The sequence below is a fragment of the Kitasatospora sp. NPDC087315 genome, from assembly GCF_044744345.1.
Taxonomy (GTDB): domain Bacteria; phylum Actinomycetota; class Actinomycetes; order Streptomycetales; family Streptomycetaceae; genus Kitasatospora.
This window is the reverse complement of the sequence record NZ_JBIUYD010000011.1, coordinates 13,569-31,870: the sequence shown is the minus strand read 5'-3', so window position 1 is coordinate 31,870 and position 18,302 is coordinate 13,569. Positions and strand designations below refer to the sequence as shown.

16 protein-coding genes are annotated in these 18,302 nt (G+C 71.7%); 11 read left to right on the top strand and 5 right to left on the bottom strand.

Annotated features, from left to right (window positions below):
* Positions 1 to 131 precede the first annotated feature (131 nt).
* Positions 132 to 1,274 (bottom strand): molecular chaperone DnaJ, encoded by a 1,143-nt coding sequence (dnaJ, locus tag ACIO5D_RS17350; RefSeq protein WP_363607486.1) that lies wholly within the window; start codon positions 1,272 to 1,274, stop codon positions 132 to 134.
* A 73-nt stretch (positions 1,275 to 1,347) separates the two neighbouring features.
* Complete coding sequence (gene hrcA, locus ACIO5D_RS17345; RefSeq protein WP_363607487.1) at positions 1,348 to 2,382, bottom strand: heat-inducible transcriptional repressor HrcA; 1,035 nt, start codon at positions 2,380 to 2,382, stop codon at positions 1,348 to 1,350.
* A gap of 261 nt (positions 2,383 to 2,643) precedes the next feature.
* Here hrcA and htpX point away from each other — a divergent pair, with 261 nt between their 5' ends.
* The 5 genes from htpX (at position 2,644) to ACIO5D_RS17320 (ending at position 5,753) form a co-directional block, all read left to right on the top strand.
* Positions 2,644 to 3,564: a zinc metalloprotease HtpX gene (htpX, locus tag ACIO5D_RS17340; RefSeq protein WP_363607488.1), complete on the top strand. Its 921-nt coding sequence runs from the start codon at positions 2,644 to 2,646 to the stop codon at positions 3,562 to 3,564.
* Between the two features lie 22 nt (positions 3,565 to 3,586).
* Positions 3,587 to 4,171, top strand: coding sequence for a hypothetical protein (locus ACIO5D_RS17335; RefSeq protein WP_363607489.1), 585 nt, complete (start codon positions 3,587 to 3,589; stop codon positions 4,169 to 4,171).
* Between the two features lie 43 nt (positions 4,172 to 4,214).
* The gene (locus tag ACIO5D_RS17330; protein WP_363607490.1) at positions 4,215 to 5,048 is read left to right on the top strand and encodes a DUF3097 domain-containing protein; all 834 of its coding nucleotides are present in this window, start codon (positions 4,215 to 4,217) and stop codon (positions 5,046 to 5,048) included.
* A 73-nt stretch (positions 5,049 to 5,121) separates the two neighbouring features.
* Positions 5,122 to 5,355: a type II toxin-antitoxin system VapB family antitoxin gene (locus ACIO5D_RS17325; protein WP_363607491.1), complete on the top strand. Its 234-nt coding sequence runs from the start codon at positions 5,122 to 5,124 to the stop codon at positions 5,353 to 5,355.
* The gene (locus ACIO5D_RS17320; protein WP_363607492.1) at positions 5,352 to 5,753 is read left to right on the top strand and encodes a PIN domain nuclease; all 402 of its coding nucleotides are present in this window, start codon (positions 5,352 to 5,354) and stop codon (positions 5,751 to 5,753) included. The genes ACIO5D_RS17325 and ACIO5D_RS17320 overlap by 4 nt, the downstream gene beginning before the upstream one ends.
* Positions 5,754 to 5,771: 18 nt before the next feature.
* Here ACIO5D_RS17320 and hemW read toward each other — a convergent pair whose 3' ends face one another.
* Together hemW and ACIO5D_RS17310 are read right to left on the bottom strand one after the other, a co-directional pair.
* Entirely contained in the window at positions 5,772 to 7,001 is a 1,230-nt protein-coding gene (gene hemW, locus ACIO5D_RS17315) for a radical SAM family heme chaperone HemW (RefSeq protein WP_400796111.1), read from the bottom strand.
* Between the two features lie 56 nt (positions 7,002 to 7,057).
* Positions 7,058 to 8,980, bottom strand: coding sequence for an AMP-binding protein (locus ACIO5D_RS17310; RefSeq protein WP_363607494.1), 1,923 nt, complete (start codon positions 8,978 to 8,980; stop codon positions 7,058 to 7,060).
* Between the two features lie 345 nt (positions 8,981 to 9,325).
* On the opposite strand from ACIO5D_RS17310, the gene ACIO5D_RS17305 reads away from it, so the two are divergent.
* The 4 genes from ACIO5D_RS17305 to ACIO5D_RS17290 all read left to right on the top strand — a co-directional run bounded on the left by ACIO5D_RS17305 (position 9,326) and on the right by ACIO5D_RS17290 (position 15,345).
* The gene (locus ACIO5D_RS17305) at positions 9,326 to 11,059 is read left to right on the top strand and encodes an ABC transporter ATP-binding protein (protein WP_363607495.1); all 1,734 of its coding nucleotides are present in this window, start codon (positions 9,326 to 9,328) and stop codon (positions 11,057 to 11,059) included.
* Positions 11,056 to 13,074 (top strand): ABC transporter ATP-binding protein, encoded by a 2,019-nt coding sequence (locus tag ACIO5D_RS17300; protein ID WP_400796108.1) that lies wholly within the window; start codon positions 11,056 to 11,058, stop codon positions 13,072 to 13,074. The genes ACIO5D_RS17305 and ACIO5D_RS17300 overlap by 4 nt, the downstream gene beginning before the upstream one ends.
* Before the next feature lie 178 nt (positions 13,075 to 13,252).
* A complete protein-coding gene (locus tag ACIO5D_RS17295) occupies positions 13,253 to 14,173 on the top strand; it encodes a sigma-70 family RNA polymerase sigma factor (RefSeq protein WP_400796105.1) in 921 nt (306 codons plus the stop codon).
* A gap of 104 nt (positions 14,174 to 14,277) precedes the next feature.
* Positions 14,278 to 15,345 carry an FAD-dependent oxidoreductase gene (locus tag ACIO5D_RS17290; RefSeq protein ID WP_363607497.1) on the top strand — a complete coding sequence of 356 codons (1,068 nt, stop codon included), beginning with the start codon at positions 14,278 to 14,280 and terminating at the stop codon, positions 15,343 to 15,345.
* 84 nt (positions 15,346 to 15,429) lie between these two features.
* On the opposite strand, the gene lepA is transcribed toward ACIO5D_RS17290, so the two are convergent.
* Positions 15,430 to 17,298, bottom strand: a complete 1,869-nt coding sequence (gene lepA / locus ACIO5D_RS17285) for a translation elongation factor 4 (RefSeq protein WP_363607498.1) — start codon at positions 17,296 to 17,298, stop codon at positions 15,430 to 15,432.
* 177 nt (positions 17,299 to 17,475) lie between these two features.
* On the opposite strand from lepA, the gene ACIO5D_RS17280 reads away from it, so the two are divergent.
* Both ACIO5D_RS17280 and rpsT read left to right on the top strand, forming a co-directional pair.
* Positions 17,476 to 17,781 (top strand): antibiotic biosynthesis monooxygenase, encoded by a 306-nt coding sequence (locus ACIO5D_RS17280; protein WP_363607499.1) that lies wholly within the window; start codon positions 17,476 to 17,478, stop codon positions 17,779 to 17,781.
* Positions 17,782 to 18,001: 220 nt separating this feature from the next.
* Positions 18,002 to 18,268, top strand: coding sequence for a 30S ribosomal protein S20 (rpsT, locus tag ACIO5D_RS17275; protein WP_363607500.1), 267 nt, complete (start codon positions 18,002 to 18,004; stop codon positions 18,266 to 18,268).
* Positions 18,269 to 18,302 lie beyond the last annotated feature (34 nt).

The following is an 18,302-nucleotide window of genomic DNA, read 5'->3' as shown; positions in this document are numbered from 1 at the left end:
GGCGGGCGGGTGCGCCGGCGGGGGGGGGGGGGGGGGCGGGGGGGGGGGGGGGGGGGGGGCCCGCGCGCCGGCCCGCGCCCGCCCCACCCCCCCCGCGCCCCTCGTGGTGCTTGCACACTCCTGCGGGCGCCTCAGCGCCCGTTGAACGCGTCCTTCAGCCGGGAGAACAGCCCCTGCTGGCCGGGCGCGAACTGGCCGGACGGCCGCTCCTCGCCGCGCAGCACGGCGAGGCGGCGGAGCAGGTCCTCCTGCTCGGCGTCGAGCTTGGTGGGCGTCTGCACCTCGACATGCACTATCAGGTCGCCCCGGCCGCCACCGCGCAGGTGGGTGATGCCCCGGCCGTGCAGCGGGATCGACTGGCCGGACTGGGTGCCGGGCCGGATGTCGAGCTCCTCCAGGCCGTCCAGCGTCTGCAGCGGCACCTGGGTGCCGAGCGCGGCGGCCGTCATCGGGATGGTGACCGTGCAGTGCAGGTCGTCCCCGCGTCGCTGGAACACCGTGTGGGTGGTCTCGGCGATCTCGACGTACAGGTCGCCGGCGGGGCCGCCACCGGGGCCGACCTCGCCCTCGCCGGCCAGCTGGATGCGGGTGCCGTTGTCGACACCGGCCGGGATCTTGACCGTCAGGGTGCGCCGGGCGCGGACCCGGCCGTCGCCCGCGCACTCCGGGCACGGGGTCGGCACGACGGTGCCGAAGCCCTGGCACTGCGGGCAGGGGCGGGAGGTCATGACCTGGCCCAGGAAGGACCGGGTGACCTGGGAGACCTCGCCCTTGCCGCGGCACATGTCACAGGTCTGCGCGGAGGTGCCGGGCGCGGCGCCCTCCCCGCTGCAGGTGGTGCAGGTGACGGCCGTGTCGACCTGGAGTTCCTTGGTGGTGCCGAAGGCGGCCTCCTCCAGGGTGATCTCCAGCCGGATCATGGCGTCCTGGCCGCGCCTGGTCCGCGAGCGCGGGCCGCGCTGGCCGGCCGCGGCGCCGAAGAAGGCGTCCATGATGTCGGAGAAGCCGAAACCGGCCGCGCCCGCGCCGAAGCCGCCCGCGCCTCCGCCGCCGTTGGGCGAGAGAGGGTCCCCGCCGAGGTCGTAGACCTGACGCTTCTGCGGGTCGGAGAGCACCTCGTAGGCGGCGTTGATCTCCTTGAACCGCTCCTGCGTCTTCGGGTCCGGGTTGACGTCCGGGTGCAGTTCGCGCGCCAGGCGCCGGAACGCCTTCTTGATCTCGTCCTGCCCCGCATCCCGTCGGACGCCGAGTACCGCGTAGTAGTCCGTGGCCACCAAATGCTCCGCTTGTTCCGCCTGTAGTAGTGCTTGCGACTGGGTACCACCATCGGTCTGATGGTGGCTGTTCCTACGACTCGGCCAGGATCTGGCCCACGTACCGTGCCACCGCTCGCACCGCCCCCATTGTGCCCGGATAGTCCATCCGGGTCGGACCGATCACACCCAGTTTGGCCACGCTCTCGTCGCCCGAACCGTAACCGACGGAGACGACCGAGGTGGAATTGAGCCCCTCGTAGGCGTTCTCCCGGCCGATCCGGACCGTCATCCCCGCGTCGCCGGTCTCACCCAGGAGGCGGAGCAGGACGACCTGCTCCTCCAGCGCTTCCAGCACCGGCTGGATGGTGAGCGGGAAGTCGTGGCCGAAACGGGTCAGGTTGGCCGTGCCGGCCAGCATGATCCGTTCCTCGTTCTGTTCGGCGAGCGCCTCGAAGAGCGTCGCCAGGACGGTGACGACGGCCGGCCGGTCGGCCGCCTCGAAACCGGCCGGCAGCTCCTCCAGCAGCCCCGGCACCTCGGGCAGCCGCTGCCCGACCGCGTGCGCGTTGATCCGCGCCCGCAGATCCGCGAGGAGGGTCTCGCCGACCGGGCCCGGGCAGTCCATCATCCGCTGCTCGACCCGGCCGGTGTTGGTGATCAGGACCAGCATCACCTTGACCGGGGCCAGCGCGACCAGCTCGATGTGCCGGACGGTCGACCGGGAGAGCGAGGGGTACTGGACCACCGCGACCTGCCGGGTGAGCTGGGCGAGCAGCCGGACCGTCCGGGCGACCACGTCGTCCAGGTCGACCGCGCCGTCCAGGAAGTGCCGGATCGCCCGCCGCTCGGGCGCGCTCATCGGCTTGACCTCGGCGAGCCGGTCGACGAAGAGCCGGTAGCCCTTGTCGGTGGGGATCCGCCCGGCGCTGGTGTGCGGCTGGTGGATGTAGCCGTCCTCCTCCAGCGCGGCCATGTCGTTGCGGACGGTGGCCGGGGACACGCCGAGGCTGTGCCGCTCCACCAGGGCCTTGGAGCCGACCGGCTCCTCGGTTCCCACGTAGTCCTGGACGATGGCGCGAAGCACCGCGAGCTTGCGGTCGTCCAGCTGACGGACCTCACCGGCCATGGGGCACGCACCTCCGTCTTCGCACGTTGTCCGTAGTGACATGTGTCCGTTCTGGCATGTTGCGGGCCGTTCTGGGAGGCCCCGGCTTTGGCACTCTGAACAGCCGAGTGCCAGAACCGTACCTGCCAGTGTAAGGCCCGGGTCCGACGGCAGGAACGGCCCGGCCCGAGTGATCCTGCGCGCAATATCCGGCGCGCGGGTGATGCCGAGGGCCCGTCCGGGTGGCAGCATCGAAAGCGAACGGCTAACGGAGGAGCAGCGATGTCGAGCTCGGGCCAGCACACGCGCTTCGCACCCGACCGCGGCCTGACCGGCCGCATGGTCGCGACGATGTTCGTGATCGGGCTGCTGTACGTCGGATTCACCGGCCTGCTGATCGTGCTGCTGCGCGGGGCCTGGCCACTGATCGTGCTGATCTCGGGCGGTCTCTTCGTGGCCCAGTTCTGGTTCAGCGACAAGATCACCGAACGGGCGATGGGCGCCCACCGGGTGAGCCCGGAACAGTATCCGCAGCTGCACGGCACCATCGACCGGCTCTGCGCGCTGGCCGACATGCCCAAGCCGCGGGTGGCGGTCGCCGACAACGACATGCCGAACGCGTTCGCCACCGGCCGCAACCCGCAGAACGCCGTGGTCTGCGTGACCACCGGGCTGCTGCGGCGGCTGGAGCCGGAGGAGCTGGAGGGCGTGCTGGCGCACGAGCTCTCGCACGTGGCGCACCGGGACGTGGCGGTGATGACCATCGCCGGGTTCCTCGGGGTGCTGGCCGGGGCGATGACCCGGATCGCGATGTACGGCGGGTTCATGGGCGGGGGCCGCAACAACAACGACTCCAACGCCGCCATCGCCGCGCTGATCATCCCGCTGGTGTCGATCGTGGTGTACGCGATCAGCTTCCTGCTCACCCGGCTGCTCTCCCGCTACCGGGAGCTGGCCGCCGACCGCGCCGCCGCCCAGCTCACCGGCCGGCCCAGCGCGCTCGCGTCGGCGCTGACCAAGGTGACCGGCCAGATCGCCGCGATCCCGTCCAAGGACCTGCGCCAGGCACAGCCGTACAACGCCTTCTACTTCGCCCCGGCGCTGAGCGCCCGGGAGACCGCCTCGCAGCTGTTCTCCACCCACCCGTCGCTGGAGCAGCGGCTGGAGCAGCTGGCGAAGATCTCGGCCCAGCTGGGCCGCTGAACCACCTCGGGAAAGGACCGCCGTGGGATTCCTGGACGCCCTGTTCGGGCGCACCAAGCCCGTCAAGCCCGACCTCGACCAGCTGTTCGGGGTCCCCTCGGCGGCACTGACCCTGGAGGCGGCGACCGGCTTCCGGCCGACCGGTCTCGGCTCGGTCTGCTTCGCGGCCGTCGAGGGCGGGGCGTTCGGCGAGGTCGAACGGCAGGTGCGGGCGCTGCTGGACGCCGACACCGAGCGCGGCGGCGTCCCGGTGGAGGCCTCCAAGGACGGGTACGGCTACTCCTGGCTGCTCGCCCGGCACACCCCGGAGGAGCTGCCGGAGCTGGTCAACGACCTGCACGCGGTCAACAGCGAGCTGGAGGCGAACGGCTTCGGACCGCAGCTGCTCTGCTCGCTGGTGGCCTTCCGCGACGAGCGGGGGCAGTCGCTGGCGCTGGTCTACCTGTACAAGCGCGGCACCTTCTACCCGTTCGCGCCGATGCCGGGCGGCGGGGAGAAGCGGAACAGCCCCCTGGAACTGCAGGTCAACGCCATGCTCGGGAACGACCTGCGGCTGGAGAAGGACCTCACCCGCTGGTTCCCGGTCTGGGGCGCGCCGGGGCTCTGACCTCCCGCCGGCCCTCCGCCGGATTTCCCTATAGTCACCTTCCATGCGCAGCCACCAGTACGGACCCGACCTGACCCCGCCGTGGAAGCGGCAGCAGCCCGCCCCGGAGGTGTCCGCCGAGCGGGACCTGGTGGTGGAGGAGGCGGCGACCGGCTTCTGCGGAGCGGTGGTGCGGTGCGAGAAGACCGCGGAGGGCTTCACCGTCACCCTGGAGGACCGCTTCGGCAAGCACCGGGTCTTCCCGCTGGTGCCGCGCGGCTTCCTGCTGGAGGGCCGGCCGGTCACCCTGGTCCGCCCCCCGGCGGCCGCGCCCGCGCCGTCCCGGGCCCCCGGCCGCACCGCCTCCGGCTCGATCGCCGTCCCCGGCGCCCGGGCCCGGGTGGCCCGCGAGTCGCGCATCTACGTCGAGGGCCGGCACGACGCCGAGCTGGTCGAGCGGGTCTGGGGCGACGACCTGCGGATCGAGGGCGTGGTCGTCGAGTACCTGGAGGGCGTCGACGACCTGCCCGCCATCGTCGCCGACTTCGCCCCCGGCCCCGGCCGCCGCCTCGGCGTCCTGGTGGACCACCTGCTCCCCGGCACCAAGGAGCACCGCATCGCCGCCCGGGTCACCGGCGACGCCGTCCTGGTCGTCGGCCACCCCTACATCGACATCTGGCAGGCCGTGAAGCCCGCGAGCGTCGGCATCCCCGGCTGGCCCGGCGTCCCCCGCGGCGAGGTGTGGAAGGAGGGCGTCTGCCGCCGCCTCGGCTGGCCGGCGGACACCCCCGCCGCCTGGAAGCGCATCCTCGCCTCGGTGGACTCCTTCAAGGATCTGGAGCCCGAACTCCTCGGCCGGGTCGAGGAACTGATCGACTTCGTGACGCTGCCGGACTGACGACAAGCCGTACCGCGTTCGCGAACGCGTATATCCTGTTCGCGAAACGGATATACGCCACCGGGAGGTCCCCATGTCCCGCACTGTGATCGACCTGGACGACGAGGCGCTGGCCGACGCCGCCCGCTACCTCGGCACCACCACGAAGAAGGACACGGTCAATGCCGCCCTCCGCGAGATAGCGGACCGCCGGCGCCGCGCGGACGCGCTGGCCCGGATGCGGGAGATGGTGGCCGAGGGCGAGATCGACTTCTCAGCCATCGGCTACCCGGCCGGCGGTGACACGTCAGCGAGGTCGGCCGCGTGACCGAGGAGTTCCTGATCGACACCAGCGCGCTGGTCCGCCTGATGCGCGGCCAGACCGGCTCGGCCTGGGACGAGGCGGTGACCGCGGGACTGGTCCTGCTCTGCGAACCGGTCCGCCAGGAGTACCTGCGGGCGGTCGGCGGACGGGCCTCCTACTTCGAAGCGGCCGACCTGCTGCGTGAGCTCTTCCCGTACCGGCACCTGCGGGACAGCGCCTGGCAGGACGCCGCGGAACTCCAGCAACTTCTGGCGCAGTCGAGCAGGCACCAGTGCACCAGCCCGGTCGACCTGCTGGTCGCTGTCACGGCCGCCCAGCACAAGCTGACCGTGCTGCACCAGGACGCCGACTTCGAGACCATCGCCCAGCTCACAGGCCAGCCCGTCCGGCGGATCTGTTAGGTCCTGTCCGACAGGGGGCTACTCCACCAGGTCACGGACGACCGCGTCGGCCAGCAGGCGGCCCCGGAGGGTGAGGACGGCGCGGCCCCGCGCGTAGGCGGTGTCGGCGAGGAGGCCGTCGGCGAGGGCGCGGTCGGCGGCCTTCAGACCGGTGTCGGTGAGGAGGGTGAGCGGGATGCCCTCGGCGAGGCGCAGTTCGAGCAGGATGCGCTCGACCCGGCGGTCCTCGGCGGTGAGCAGTTCGCGGCCCTGGGCGGGGGTGCGGTGCTCGGCGAGGGCCCGGGCGTAGGCGGCCGGGTGCTTGGCGTTCCACCAGCGGACGCCGCCGACGTGGCTGTGGGCGCCGGGACCGGCCCCCCACCAGTCGGCGCCGGTCCAGTAGAGCTCGTTGTGACGGCAGCGCCCCTTGGGGGTGGTGGCCCAGTTGGAGACCTCGTACCAGGAGTACCCGGCGGCGGCGAGCGCCTCCTCGGCGATCAGGTAGCGGTCGGCGTGCACATCGTCGTCGATCATCGGCAGTTCGCCGCGCCTGACCCGGGCGGCCAGCCTGGTGCCCTCCTCGACGATCAGCGAGTAGGCCGAGACATGGTCGGGCCCGGCGCCGATCGCGGCGTCCAGGGAGGCCCGCCAGTCGTCGTCGGACTCACCGGGGGTGCCGTAGATGAGGTCCAGGTTGACGTGGTCGAAACCGGCCGCGCGGGCCTCGGCGACGCACGCCTCGGGGCGGCCCGGGGTGTGGTGGCGGTCGAGCAACTGGAGCACGTGCGGGCGGGCACTCTGCATGCCGAAGGAGATCCGGTTGTAGCCGCCCGCGCGCAGCTCGGCGAGGTACGCCGGGTCGACCGACTCGGGGTTGGCCTCGGTGGTGACCTCGGCGCCGTCGGCGAGCCCGAACTCCTCGCGGATCGCGGCGAGCATCTTCACCAGGTCCCGGGCGGGCAGCAGGGTGGGCGTGCCGCCGCCGAGGAAGACGGTCCGCACCGGCAGGTCGGTGTCGCCCAGCACCCGCCGGGCGTGCCGGATCTCGGCGACCACGTTGTCCGCGTAGGTCTCCTGCGAGGCGACCGCGCCCGAGGAGCGCAGCTCGGTGGCGGTGTAGGTGTTGAAGTCGCAGTAGCCGCAGCGGCTGGCGCAGTACGGGACGTGCAGGTAGAAGCCGAAGGGCCGCGTCCCGAGTCCGGCGAGGGCGTGCGGGGGCAGGGAACCGTCGGACGGCACGGGTTCGCCGTCGGGAAGTGCGGAGGGCATGACCCCATTGTCCCGTACGGCTCACCCGACCGGGCGAGCCGTACGGCAGGGGCGGCTCAGGCCTCGTTGGCGCCCGCGTACATCTCGGCGACGGCGTCCGCGTACGTCCGCTCGACCACCGGGCGCTTGATCTTCAGGCTCGGGGTGAGTTCGCCGTGCTCGATGTCCAGGTCGCGCGGGAGCAGGGTGAACTTCTTGATCGTCTGCCAGCGCTGGAGGTCGGCGTTGAGCCGCCGCACGAAGCCGTCGATCAGCTGGCGCACCTGCGGATCGGCGACCACCTCGGCGTACGGCTTGCCGGCCAGGCCGTGCCCGGCGGCCCACGGCATGATCACCGACTCGTCCAGGCCGATCAGCGCGGTGCAGTAGTTGCGGCCGTTGCCGATCACCAGGATGTTGCTGACGAACGGGCAGACCGCCTTGAACCTGCCCTCGACCTCGCTCGGCGCGACGTACTTGCCGCCGGAGGTCTTGAACATGTCCTTCTTGCGGTCGGTGATCCGCAGGAAGCCGTCCTGGCCGATCTCGCCGATGTCCTCGGTGTGGAACCAGCCGTCCGGCTCCAGCACCTCGGCGGTCTTCTCCGGCAGGTTGTGGTAGCCGCGCATCACGCCGGGTCCGCGGAGCAGGATCTCGCCGTCCTCGGCGATCCGGACCTCGCTGCCCGGCAGCACGGTGCCGATGGTGCCGACCCGGACGTCCTCGGCACGGTTGACGGTGATCCCGGCGGAGGACTCGGTCAGGCCGTAGCCCTCCAGTACGGGCACCCCGATACCGGCGAAGAAGTAACCGATCTCGGGCGCCAGCGCCGCGCTGCCGGAGACCGAGCCGCGCATCCGCCCGCCGAAGGCGGCCCGGATCTTGGCGTAGACCAGCTTGTCGGCGAGCGCGTGCTGCAGCCGCAGGCCGAGCGGGGCGCTGTCGTGGCCGGTGGCGATCCGGCTCTCCTGGGTGGCGCGGGCGTAGGCGCGGGCCGTTCGCGCGGCCCACAGGAAGATCTTGTACTTGGCGCCGCCCTGGGCCCGCGCCTTGCCGGCGATGCCGTTGTAGACCTTCTCGAAGATGCGCGGCGCCGAGGCCATCATGGTCGGGCGGACGACCGGCAGGTTGTGGATGATCCGGTCGACCCGGCCGTCCACCGCCATCACGTGGCCGGTGGCGATCTGGCCGCAGATCAGGCTCTTGCCGAACACGTGCGACAGCGGCAGCCACATGAACTGCACGTCCTCCGTGCGCAGCAGCCGGCTGGCCTCCTGGGCCCGGCCCTGGTACGCCCAGCAGTCGTGCACCAGGCGCACGCCCTTGGGCCGGCCGGTGGTGCCGGAGGTGTAGATGAGGGTGGCCAGCTGCTCCTTGTCGAGCGCGGCGACGGTCTTCTCGATGGCGTCCGGGTGCCGTTCCAGGTACTCGGCGCCGAGCTGCTCCAGCTCGGCCAGGGTGAGCACGTTCAGCCCGGGGGTCTCCGGGACGGCGTCGGCCGGGTCGAACATGATCGCGGTGCGCAGCTCGGGGAGCTGGCCGATCTCGCCGACGACCTTGGCGAGCATGGTGTCGTTCTCGACGAACAGGGCTCTGGAGCCCGAGTCGGAGAGGATGTACGCCGTCTCGTCCGCGTTGGTGCTGGGGTAGACGGCGGTGGTGGCGGCGCCCGCGCACATGTTGCCGAGGTCGGCGATGATCCACTCCAGCCGGGTGGAGGCCATCAGCGCGACCCGGTCCTCCGGGCGGATGCCGAGCGACAGCAGGCCGGCGGCCACCGCGTGGACCCGGGTGGCGGTCTGCGCCCAGGTCACCGAGCGCCACTGTTCGGCGCCGGGGGTGCTGTCCGCCGCGTGTTCGTCGACCGGGACGGGGAAGCGGTAGGCCTCACCGCCCGGGGTGGCGGCGACCCGCTCCAGGAACAGGTGGGCGACGGAGGCGGGACGCCCGGCGACGATGTCGGCACTGCCGGAGCCGATCAGGGACTGCGCGGAACTCAACGAGGACCTCCGGTGGCGGGTGGCCGTCTGAGGGATTCGGGTGGCCGTCTGAGGGATTGTCGCGGCGCCCGTGGGGGCGGTCGCCGGCCCCCGGCCGACCGGACGGGTACCGGCGAGTAACAAGGGGGCTATCAGCAGCCTAGGGGGAAAGCCGCCATTCCGTAAGGGGGTGCGACCGGCCGGCACCCGAGCGGGCCACCGGCGCGGGGCACGACCGGGCACGCCCGGCCGTTCGGCAAAGGACTGGGCAAAGATCCGGCTCGCAAGCCCGGAATCGCCTTTACCGGTCCACCGAAGAACGAGAATCGGGATGCGAATCCCACCGTCGACGACAAGAGTGTGCCAGTGCTGATCAGACTGCTAAGGGCGTACTTGCGCCCGTACTCCCGACCGATCGCCCTGCTGGTACTGCTCCAGCTGGTGTCGACCCTCGCGGCGCTCTATCTGCCGACGCTCAACGCCGACATCATCGACCAGGGGGTGGTGAAGGGGGACACCGGCTACATCCTTGAGGTCGGAGGGGTGATGATCGGGGTCACCCTGGCCCAGGCCGCCTGCTCGATCGGCGCCGTCTACTACGGCGCGCGTATCGCGATGGCCTTCGGCCGGGACCTCCGGGCCGGCATCTTCGACCAGGTGCAGAGCTACTCCGCCCGCGAGCTCGGCCAGTTCGGCGCCCCCTCGCTGATCACCCGGACCACCAACGACGTCCAGCAGGTCCAGATGCTGGCCCTGATGGCCTTCACGCTGATGGTGGCCGCGCCGATCATGTGCGTCGGCGGCATCATCATGGCGCTCAATCAGGACGTGCCGCTCTCCGCCCTGCTGCTGGCCGTGATCCCGGTGCTGGGCGTCGTCGTCGTGCTGCTGGTCCGCTCGCTGCGCCCGAAGTTCCGCAGCATGCAGGTGAAGATCGACACCGTGAACCGGATCCTGCGCGAGCAGATCACCGGCATCCGGGTCATCCGGGCGTTCGTCAAGGACGACCACGAGCAGGCCCGGTTCGCCCGCGCCAACGACGACCTGACCGGTGTCGCCATCCAGGTCGGCCGGCTGATGTCGTTCATGTTCCCGGCCGTGATGCTGGTGGTGAACGTCTCCAGCGTCGCCGTGCTCTGGTTCGGCGCGTACCGCATCGACAGCGGCGGGATGGAGATCGGCGGCCTGACCGCCTTCCTCTCCTACCTGATGCAGATCCTGATGAGCGTCATGATGGCCACCTTCATGTTCATGATGGTGCCGCGCGCCGAGGTCTGCGCCGAGCGGATCCAGGAGGTGCTGTCCACCGACTCCACCGTCGTCCCGCCCTCCGCGCCGGTCACCGAGGTGCTGCGCCGGGGCAACCTGGAACTGCGCGACGTCGAGTTCCGCTACCCGGGCGCCGAGGCCCCGGTGCTGCGCGGCATCGACATCACCGCCCGCCCCGGCGAGACCACCGCCGTGATCGGCTCCACCGGCAGCGGGAAGTCCACCCTGCTGGGCCTGGTCCCCCGGCTGTTCGACGCCACCGCGGGCCAGGTCCTGCTGGACGGCGTGAACGTGCGCGACCTCGCCCCCGAGGCGATCGCCGAGACCGTCGGACTCGTCCCGCAGAAGCCGTACCTCTTCTCCGGCACCGTCGCCAGCAACCTGCGCTACGGCCGGCCCGACGCCACCGACGAGGAGCTCTGGCACGCGCTGGAGGTCGCCCAGGCCAAGGAGTTCGTCGAGCGTCTCCCCGAAGGCCTGGACGCGCCCATCGCGCAGGGCGGCGGCAACGTCTCCGGCGGCCAGCGCCAGCGCCTGGCGATCGCCCGAGCCCTGGTCCGCAAGCCCGGCGTCTACCTCTTCGACGACTCCTTCTCGGCGCTCGACTACGCCACCGACGCCCGGCTCCGCAAGGCGCTCTCCCGGGAGACCGCCGACGCCACCGTGCTGATCGTCGCCCAGCGCGTCTCCACCATCCGCGACGCCGACCGGATCATCGTCCTGGACGAGGGCGCCGTCGTCGGCAGCGGCACCCACGGCGAACTGATGGCCGGAAACCCGACATACCGGGAGATCGTGCTCTCCCAGCTCACCGAGCAGGAGGCGGCGTGACCACCCCCGAGAAGGGCGCCCGACTCACGAAGGCGCCCGCGGCGGCCCCGGCCGGGCCCGCCAGCGACTCCCAGGCCGCGGCGGCCCGCCGCGGACCGGCCGGCCCCGGCCGGTTCATGGGCGGCCAGGGCGCCGAGAAGTCGATGGACTTCAAGAACTCCGGCAAACGGCTGCTCAAACTGCTGCGCCCCGAACGCGCCCTGCTCAGCGGCGTCATGGCGCTCGGCGTGCTCAGCATCGGCTGCGCCGTGACCGGCCCCAAGGTGCTCGGCCACGCCACCGACCTGATCTTCGCCGGCGTGATCGGCGCCCGCTTCCAGTCCGGCACCTCCAAGGAGCAGGTCGTCGAGGGCCTGCGCGCCCACGGCGACGGCGGCGTCGCCGACCTGCTCTCGTCGACCGCCTTCACCCCCGGCCAGGGCATGGACTTCGGCGCCATCGGCACCGTACTGCTCTGGGTGCTGGCGATCTACGCCGTCTCCGCCGCGTTCGGCATCGTCCAGGGACGACTCGCCACCACGGCGGTCCAGCGGGCCGGTTACCGGCTGCGCGAGGAGGTCGAGGCCAAGCTCTCCCGGCTGCCGCTCAGTTTCTTCGACAAGCAGCCGCGCGGCGAGGTGCTCAGCCGCGTCACCAACGACATCGACAACATCGGCCAGTCCATGCAGCAGACCATGGGCCAGGTGGTGAACTCGCTGCTCACCGTGGTCGGTGTACTGGCGATGATGTTCTGGATCTCGCCGCTGCTGGCGCTGATCGCCCTGGTCTCCGTCCCGCTGTCGGTGGTCGTGGCGGCCAAGGTCGGCAAGCGGGCGCAGCCGCAGTTCGTCCAGCAGTGGAAGTCCACCGGGCAACTCAACGCGCACATCGAGGAGATGTACACCGGCCACGCCCTGGTGAAGGTCTTCGGCCGGCAGAAGGAGTCCGCCGAGGTCTTCCGCGAGCACAACGAGGCGCTGTACAGCGCGAGTTTCCGGGCCCAGTTCATCTCCGGGATCATCCAGCCCGCGATGATACTGATCGGCAATCTGCAGTACGTGCTGGTCGCCGTGGTCGGCGGGCTCCGGGTGGCCAGCGGCGCGCTGTCGATCGGCGACGTGCAGGCGTTCATCCAGTACTCGCGGCAGTTCAGCCAGCCGCTCACCCAGGTCGCCAGCATGGCCAACCTGGTGCAGTCCGGCGTCGCCTCCGCCGAGCGCGTCTTCGAGCTGCTGGACGCGCCCGAGCAGACCCCGGAGCCGGCCATGCCGGAGCGCCCGGACGAGGTGCGCGGCCGGGTCGCCTTCCAGGACGTGTCCTTCCGCTACGACCCCGAGAAGCCGCTGATCGAGGACCTCTCGCTGAAGGTCGAGCCCGGCCAGACGGTGGCCATCGTCGGCCCGACCGGCGCCGGCAAGACCACCCTGGTCAACCTGCTGATGCGGTTCTACGAGGTCAGCGGCGGGCGGATCACCCTGGACGGGGTGGACATCGCCGCGATGTCCCGCGAGGACCTGCGCTCCGGCATCGGCATGGTGCTCCAGGACACCTGGCTGTTCGGCGGCACCATCGCCGACAACATCGCGTACGGCTCCGTCGGGGCCACCCGCGAGCAGGTGATCGAGGCGGCCCGCGCCGCGCACGTGGACCGCTTCGTCCGGACCCTGCCGGACGGCTACGACACCGCGATCGACGACGAGGGCACCGGCGTCAGCGCCGGCGAGAAGCAGCTGATCACCATCGCCCGGGCGTTCCTGGCGCAGCCGTCGATCCTGGTCCTGGACGAGGCGACCAGCTCGGTGGACACCCGTACCGAGGTGCTGATCCAGCGCGCCATGGCCCGGCTGCGCACCGGCCGCACCAGCTTCGTGATCGCCCACCGGCTCTCCACCATCCGGGACGCCGACGTGATCCTGGTGATGGAGAACGGCTCGATCGTCGAGCAGGGCTCGCACGACGAGCTGATCGCCGCGGACGGCGCGTACGCGCGGCTGTACCAGGCCCAGTTCGCCGAGGCGGTGGCCGAGGTGGACTGACCGGTGGTGGGCGGGTGGCCGGCTCGTGGTGGGCCCGCGCCGCTTCGGTGGTGAGCCCGTGTCCGGTTCCTGGTGAGCCCGCGGTCGGTTCGCGGGGTGAGCCGGAGTGAGAGGTCGGCCGGTCCGACGTCCCACTCCGGCTCTTCGGCTTCCGGAGGCCGGCCGCTACGGTGGGGCCGTGCGTGACGACCTCTCGGCTCCCTCCACGGCGGGCCAGGACCCGGACGCCTTCGAGGCGAACCGGCGGTACCTGGGCTCGGTCGCCTACCGGCTGCTCGGCTCGTTCAGCGACGCCGAGGACGTGCTGCAGGAGGCCTGGCTGCGCTGGCGGACCGCGGACCAGGCCGCCGTCGCCGACCCGAGGGCCTTCCTGACCACCGTCGTCACCCGGCTCTGCTACGACCAGCTGGGCTCCGCCCGGGCCCGCCGGGAGGCCTACTTCGGCGAGTGGCTGCCCGAGCCGGCCGTCTCCTACGAGGACTCCCCCGCCTCCCCGGCCGAGCTGGCCGAACGCGGCGAGTCCGTCTCCCTGGCCCTGCTCGCCGTGCTGGAGCAGCTCACCCCCGCCGAGCGGGCCGCGTTCGTGCTGCACGACGTGTTCGCGGTCGGCTTCGACGAGATCGCGGCCGGCCTCGACCGCACCCCCGCCGCCACCCGCCAGCTGGCCTCCCGGGCCCGGCGCCGGGTGAAGGACGGCGGCCGGCGCGCCACCGCCGATCCGGCCGAGCACCGGCAGGTGGTGCGGGCCTTCGCCGCCGCCACCGCCGGCGGCGACATCCAGGGCCTGCTGGCCGTCCTCGACCCGGACGTGGTCTGGCACTCCGACGGCGGCGGCATCGTCACCGCGGGCGCCCGCCCGGTGCTCGGCGCCCAGAAGGTCTCCCGGCTGGTGGCCGGGCTGGCCTCGAAGTGGGTCACGGCCGAGGCCGGAGTCGGCTTCACCCTGGTCAACGGCGAGCCCGGACTGGTCTGGTACGAGAGCCCGGGCCGGATCGGCGGCGTGGTCGCGTTCACCGTCGCCGACGGCCGGATCACCGAGGCGTACGCCGTGGTCAACCCGGAGAAGCTGGCCCACCTGAACGAGGCGCCGACGGCATGACGCCGGGGTGACGCGAGCATGACGCGGGTCACTGTCACAGCCGGGCCGGCCACGTCGTCCCCTTCCCGGACACGCGCGGAGAGCGCGGCGGAGGAGGCGGACACATGACCGAGAAGCAGATCGTCGTACTGGGGGCCGGTTACGCGGGACTGACCGCGGCGACCCGGGCGGGCAAGCGCGACCGGGTGACCCTGATCGCCCCCGAGACCCGTTTCCTGCACCGCATCCGCCAGCACGAGACCGCCGCCGGCCACCCCGAGCACCGGCCCGCCGTGGCCGACCTGATCCGCGGCCGGGGCGTACGGCACGTCCGGGCGCGCGCCACCCGCCTGGACCTCACCGCCCGCAAGGTGTTCCTGGACACCGGCGAGGCCGTCTCCTACGACACCCTGGTGTACGCCCTCGGCAGCCGCACCGCCTGGCACGGTGTCCCGGGCGCCGCCGAGCACGCCCGCACCGCCGAGCAGGCCGCCGAACTGGCCGAACGGCTCCGCTCCGCCGAACGCCCCGGCACCGTGGCCGTGGTCGGCGGCGGCGCCACCGGCATCGAGCTGGCGGCCGAGCTGGCCGAGGCCCACCCGCGGTGGCGGGTCCGGATCGTCGCGGCGGGCCAGGTGGGCGGCTGGTTCTCGGCCAGGGGCCGGGGCCACGTCCTGCGGGTCCTGGAGCGGCTCGGGGTCGAGGTGCACGAGCAGAGCACCGTCACCGCGGTCGACGCGGCGGGCCTGGACACCGCGCGCGGCCGGATCCCGGCCGACCTGGTCGCCTGGGCCGCCGCCATGGAACCGCACCCGCTGGCCGCCGAGGCCGGTCTGGCGGTCACCGCGAGCGGTCGGGCCGTCGTCGACGACCGTCTGCGCTCGGTCTCCCACCCGGACGTCTACGTGATCGGCGACGCCGCCGAGGTGACCGTCCCCGGGACCGGCACCCTGCGGATGGGCTGCGCCACCGCCCAGCCGATGGGCAAGTACCTCGGCCGGGTGCTCGCCGGACGCACCGACAGGCCGTTCGCCTTCCGGTACGCCGTCCAGTGCCTCAGCCTCGGCCGCCGCGACGGGCTGCTCCAGCTGATCCACGGGGACGACTCCATGCGGCCCACCGTGTTCACCGGCCGGGCCGGGAAGCTGGCCAAGGCGGCCATCGTCGGGGGCGTGGTCTCGACCCTGCGCTGACCGGCGGCCGGCACCGGCGTCCGGCGGCCGCGCACGCGAACGGGCCCGGGGCTGCTCGCCCCGGGCCCGTTCAGCCACCGCTGGTTACTTCTTTTCCTTCGGCGCCTCGGCGTCGGTGGACAGCGCGGCGATGAAGGCCTCCTGCGGGACCTCCACGCGGCCGACCATCTTCATCCGCTTCTTGCCTTCCTTCTGCTTCTCCAGCAGCTTGCGCTTACGCGAGATGTCACCGCCGTAGCACTTGGCGAGCACGTCCTTGCGGATCGCGCGGACCGTCTCACGGGCGATCACCCGCGAGCCGATCGCGGCCTGGATCGGCACCTCGAACTGCTGGCGCGGAATCAGCTTCTGCAGCTTGCCCGCCATCATCACGCCGTAGTTGTAGGCCTTGTCCTTGTGCACGATCGCGGAGAAGGCGTCCACCGCGTCGCCGTGCAGCAGGATGTCGACCTTCACCAGGCTGGCGCTCTGCTCACCGATGGGCTCGTAGTCGAGCGAGGCGTAGCCCCGGGTCTTGGACTTCAGCTGGTCGAAGAAGTCGAAGACGATCTCGGCGAGCGGCAGGGTGTAGCGCAGCTCGACCCGGTCCTCGGAGAGGTAGTCCATGCCCTGGAGGTTGCCGCGGCGGGACTGGCAGAGCTCCATGATCGCGCCGACGAACTCGTTGGGCGCCAGGATGGTGCCGCGCACGACCGGCTCGAACACCTCGGCGATCTTGCCGGTGGGGAACTCGCTCGGGTTGGTGACGGTGTGCTCGCTGCCGTCCTCCATCACCACGCGGTACACCACGTTCGGGGCGGTGGAGATCAGGTCGAGGTTGAACTCCCGCTCCAGGCGCTCCCGGATGATCTCCAGGTGCAGCAGGCCGAGGAAGCCACAGCGGTAGCCGAAGCCGAGCGCGACCGAGGTCTCCGGCTCGTAGACCAGCGCGGCGTCGTTGAGCCGCAGCTTGTCGAGGGCGTCGCGCAGCAGCGGGTAGTCCGAGCCGTCCAGCGGGTAGAGGCCGGAGAAGACCATCGGACGCGGGTCCTTGTAGCCGCCCAGCGCCTCGGTCGCACCCTTGTGCATCGAGGTGATGGTGTCACCGACCTTGGACTGCCGGACGTCCTTCACACCGGTGATGATGTAGCCCACCTCGCCGACGCCGAGGCCGTCGGCGACCTTCGGCTCGGGCGAGATGACACCGATCTCCAGCAGCTCGTGCGTCGCGCCGGTCGACATCATCGCGATCCGCTCGCGCTTGGTGAGCTGCCCGTCGACCACACGGACGTAGGTGACCACACCGCGGTAGGAGTCGTACACCGAGTCGAAGATCATCGCGCGCGCCGGGGCGTCCTTGACGCCGACCGGGGCCGGAATGTTGGCGACGATGTGGTCCAGCAGCTCCTCGACGCCCAGGCCGGTCTTGGCGCTGACCTTGAGCACGTCGGCCGGGTCGCAGCCGATGATGTGCGCGATCTCGGCGGCGTACTTCTCCGGCTGGGCGGCCGGCAGGTCGATCTTGTTGAGCACCGGGATGATCGTGAGGTCGTTCTCCAGCGCCAGGTACAGGTTGGCGAGGGTCTGGGCCTCGATGCCCTGGGCGGCGTCCACCACCAGGACGGTGCCCTCGCAGGCGGCGAGGGAGCGGGACACCTCGTACGTGAAGTCCACGTGGCCGGGGGTGTCGATCATGTTGAGGATGTGCGTCGTACCGGTGTCCGGGCCGGTCTTCGGCGCCCACGGGAGGCGGACGGCCTGCGACTTGATGGTGATGCCGCGCTCACGCTCGATGTCCATGCGGTCGAGGTACTGGGCACGCATCTGCCGCGGGTCGACGACGCCGGTGATCTGCAGCATCCGGTCTGCGAGCGTCGACTTGCCGTGGTCGATGTGGGCGATGATGCAGAAGTTGCGGATCAGCGCCGGGTCGGTACGGCTGGGCTCTGGCACATTGCTGGGGGTCGCGGGCACCTTGGTCCGATTCTCCGTTGGTCCGGGGGCCGGGGGTGTCCGGGTCATCGCTGACCGGTTTCCCGGGGACCGGACAGTCGTCCGATCGAAATAGTTCCTCCCATCTTCCCACGCCCGCGACGTGCGCCGCCGGTCGGTTCTTCCACAGGCCTCCGCGGCGCGGCAGGATGGCGTTCCATGATCCTCGAAAGCGCCCTGCTCGATGTCCTGCCCGGCCAGGAGGAGTCCTTCCTCGCCACCTTCGCCGAGGCCCGGCCGCTGATCTCGGTCCAGACCGGATTCCGCGCGCTGGAACTGCGCCGCTGCCTGGACGAGGGGCGCGGCTCGCGGTTCCTGCTCCAGGTGGAATGGGAGACCCTGGAGGACCACACCGAGGGGTTTCGCCGCTCGGCCGAGTACCAGCGGTGGCGGGACCTGCTGCACCGGTACTACCGGCCCTTCCCCGAGGTGGAGCACTACGGCGAGCCGCTGCTGAGCGCGTAGGCCGGGCGGGCCGGGGGCGGCCGGACCGGGGCGGGCCGTCACGGGCGGGCCGCCGGGGCGGCCGGTTTGGGGCGGGCGGCGGCCCCCTGGTAGCGTGGGGCGCTGCACCTGGCCTCGGCATGCCCTCTCGGCTGGTCCGGCGGCCGCGCGGTGCAACCCTCCCCCAGCCTTCGGCCGGGGGGACCTCCAGAACCGTTACAGACAAGACTGAGGCTCCTTCGTGGCGAACATCAAGTCCCAGATCAAGCGCAACAAGACCAACGAGAAGGCGCGCCTGCGCAACAAGGCCGTCAAGTCCTCGCTGAAGACCGCTCTGCGCAAGGCCCGTGAGGCCGCTGCCGCCGGCGAGACCGAGAAGGCCGCCGTGCTGGCCCGCGCCGCCTCCAAGGCGCTGGACAAGGCCGTGAGCAAGGGCGTCATCCACGCCAACCAGGCCGCCAACAAGAAGTCGGCCATCACCAAGCGCGTCAACGCCGTCCAGGCCTGACGCCCCCGGGGCCCACGGCCCCACACGCCTCAGG

Excerpts from the sequence above, each read along its gene's own strand:
- hemW (WP_400796111.1), bottom strand. The coding sequence starts at position 7,001 with ATGCCCTCCGCACTTCCCGACGGCGAACCCGTGCCGTCCGACGGTTCC.
- ACIO5D_RS17330 (WP_363607490.1), top strand. The coding sequence starts at position 4,215 with ATGCGCAGCCACCAGTACGGACCCGACCTGACCCCGCCGTGGAAGCGG.
- hrcA (WP_363607487.1), bottom strand. The coding sequence starts at position 2,382 with ATGGCCGGTGAGGTCCGTCAGCTGGACGACCGCAAGCTCGCGGTGCTT.
- ACIO5D_RS17290 (WP_363607497.1), top strand. The coding sequence starts at position 14,278 with ATGACCGAGAAGCAGATCGTCGTACTGGGGGCCGGTTACGCGGGACTG.
- ACIO5D_RS17325 (WP_363607491.1), top strand. The coding sequence starts at position 5,122 with ATGTCCCGCACTGTGATCGACCTGGACGACGAGGCGCTGGCCGACGCC.
- ACIO5D_RS17280 (WP_363607499.1), top strand. The coding sequence starts at position 17,476 with ATGATCCTCGAAAGCGCCCTGCTCGATGTCCTGCCCGGCCAGGAGGAG.
- htpX (WP_363607488.1), top strand. The coding sequence starts at position 2,644 with ATGTCGAGCTCGGGCCAGCACACGCGCTTCGCACCCGACCGCGGCCTG.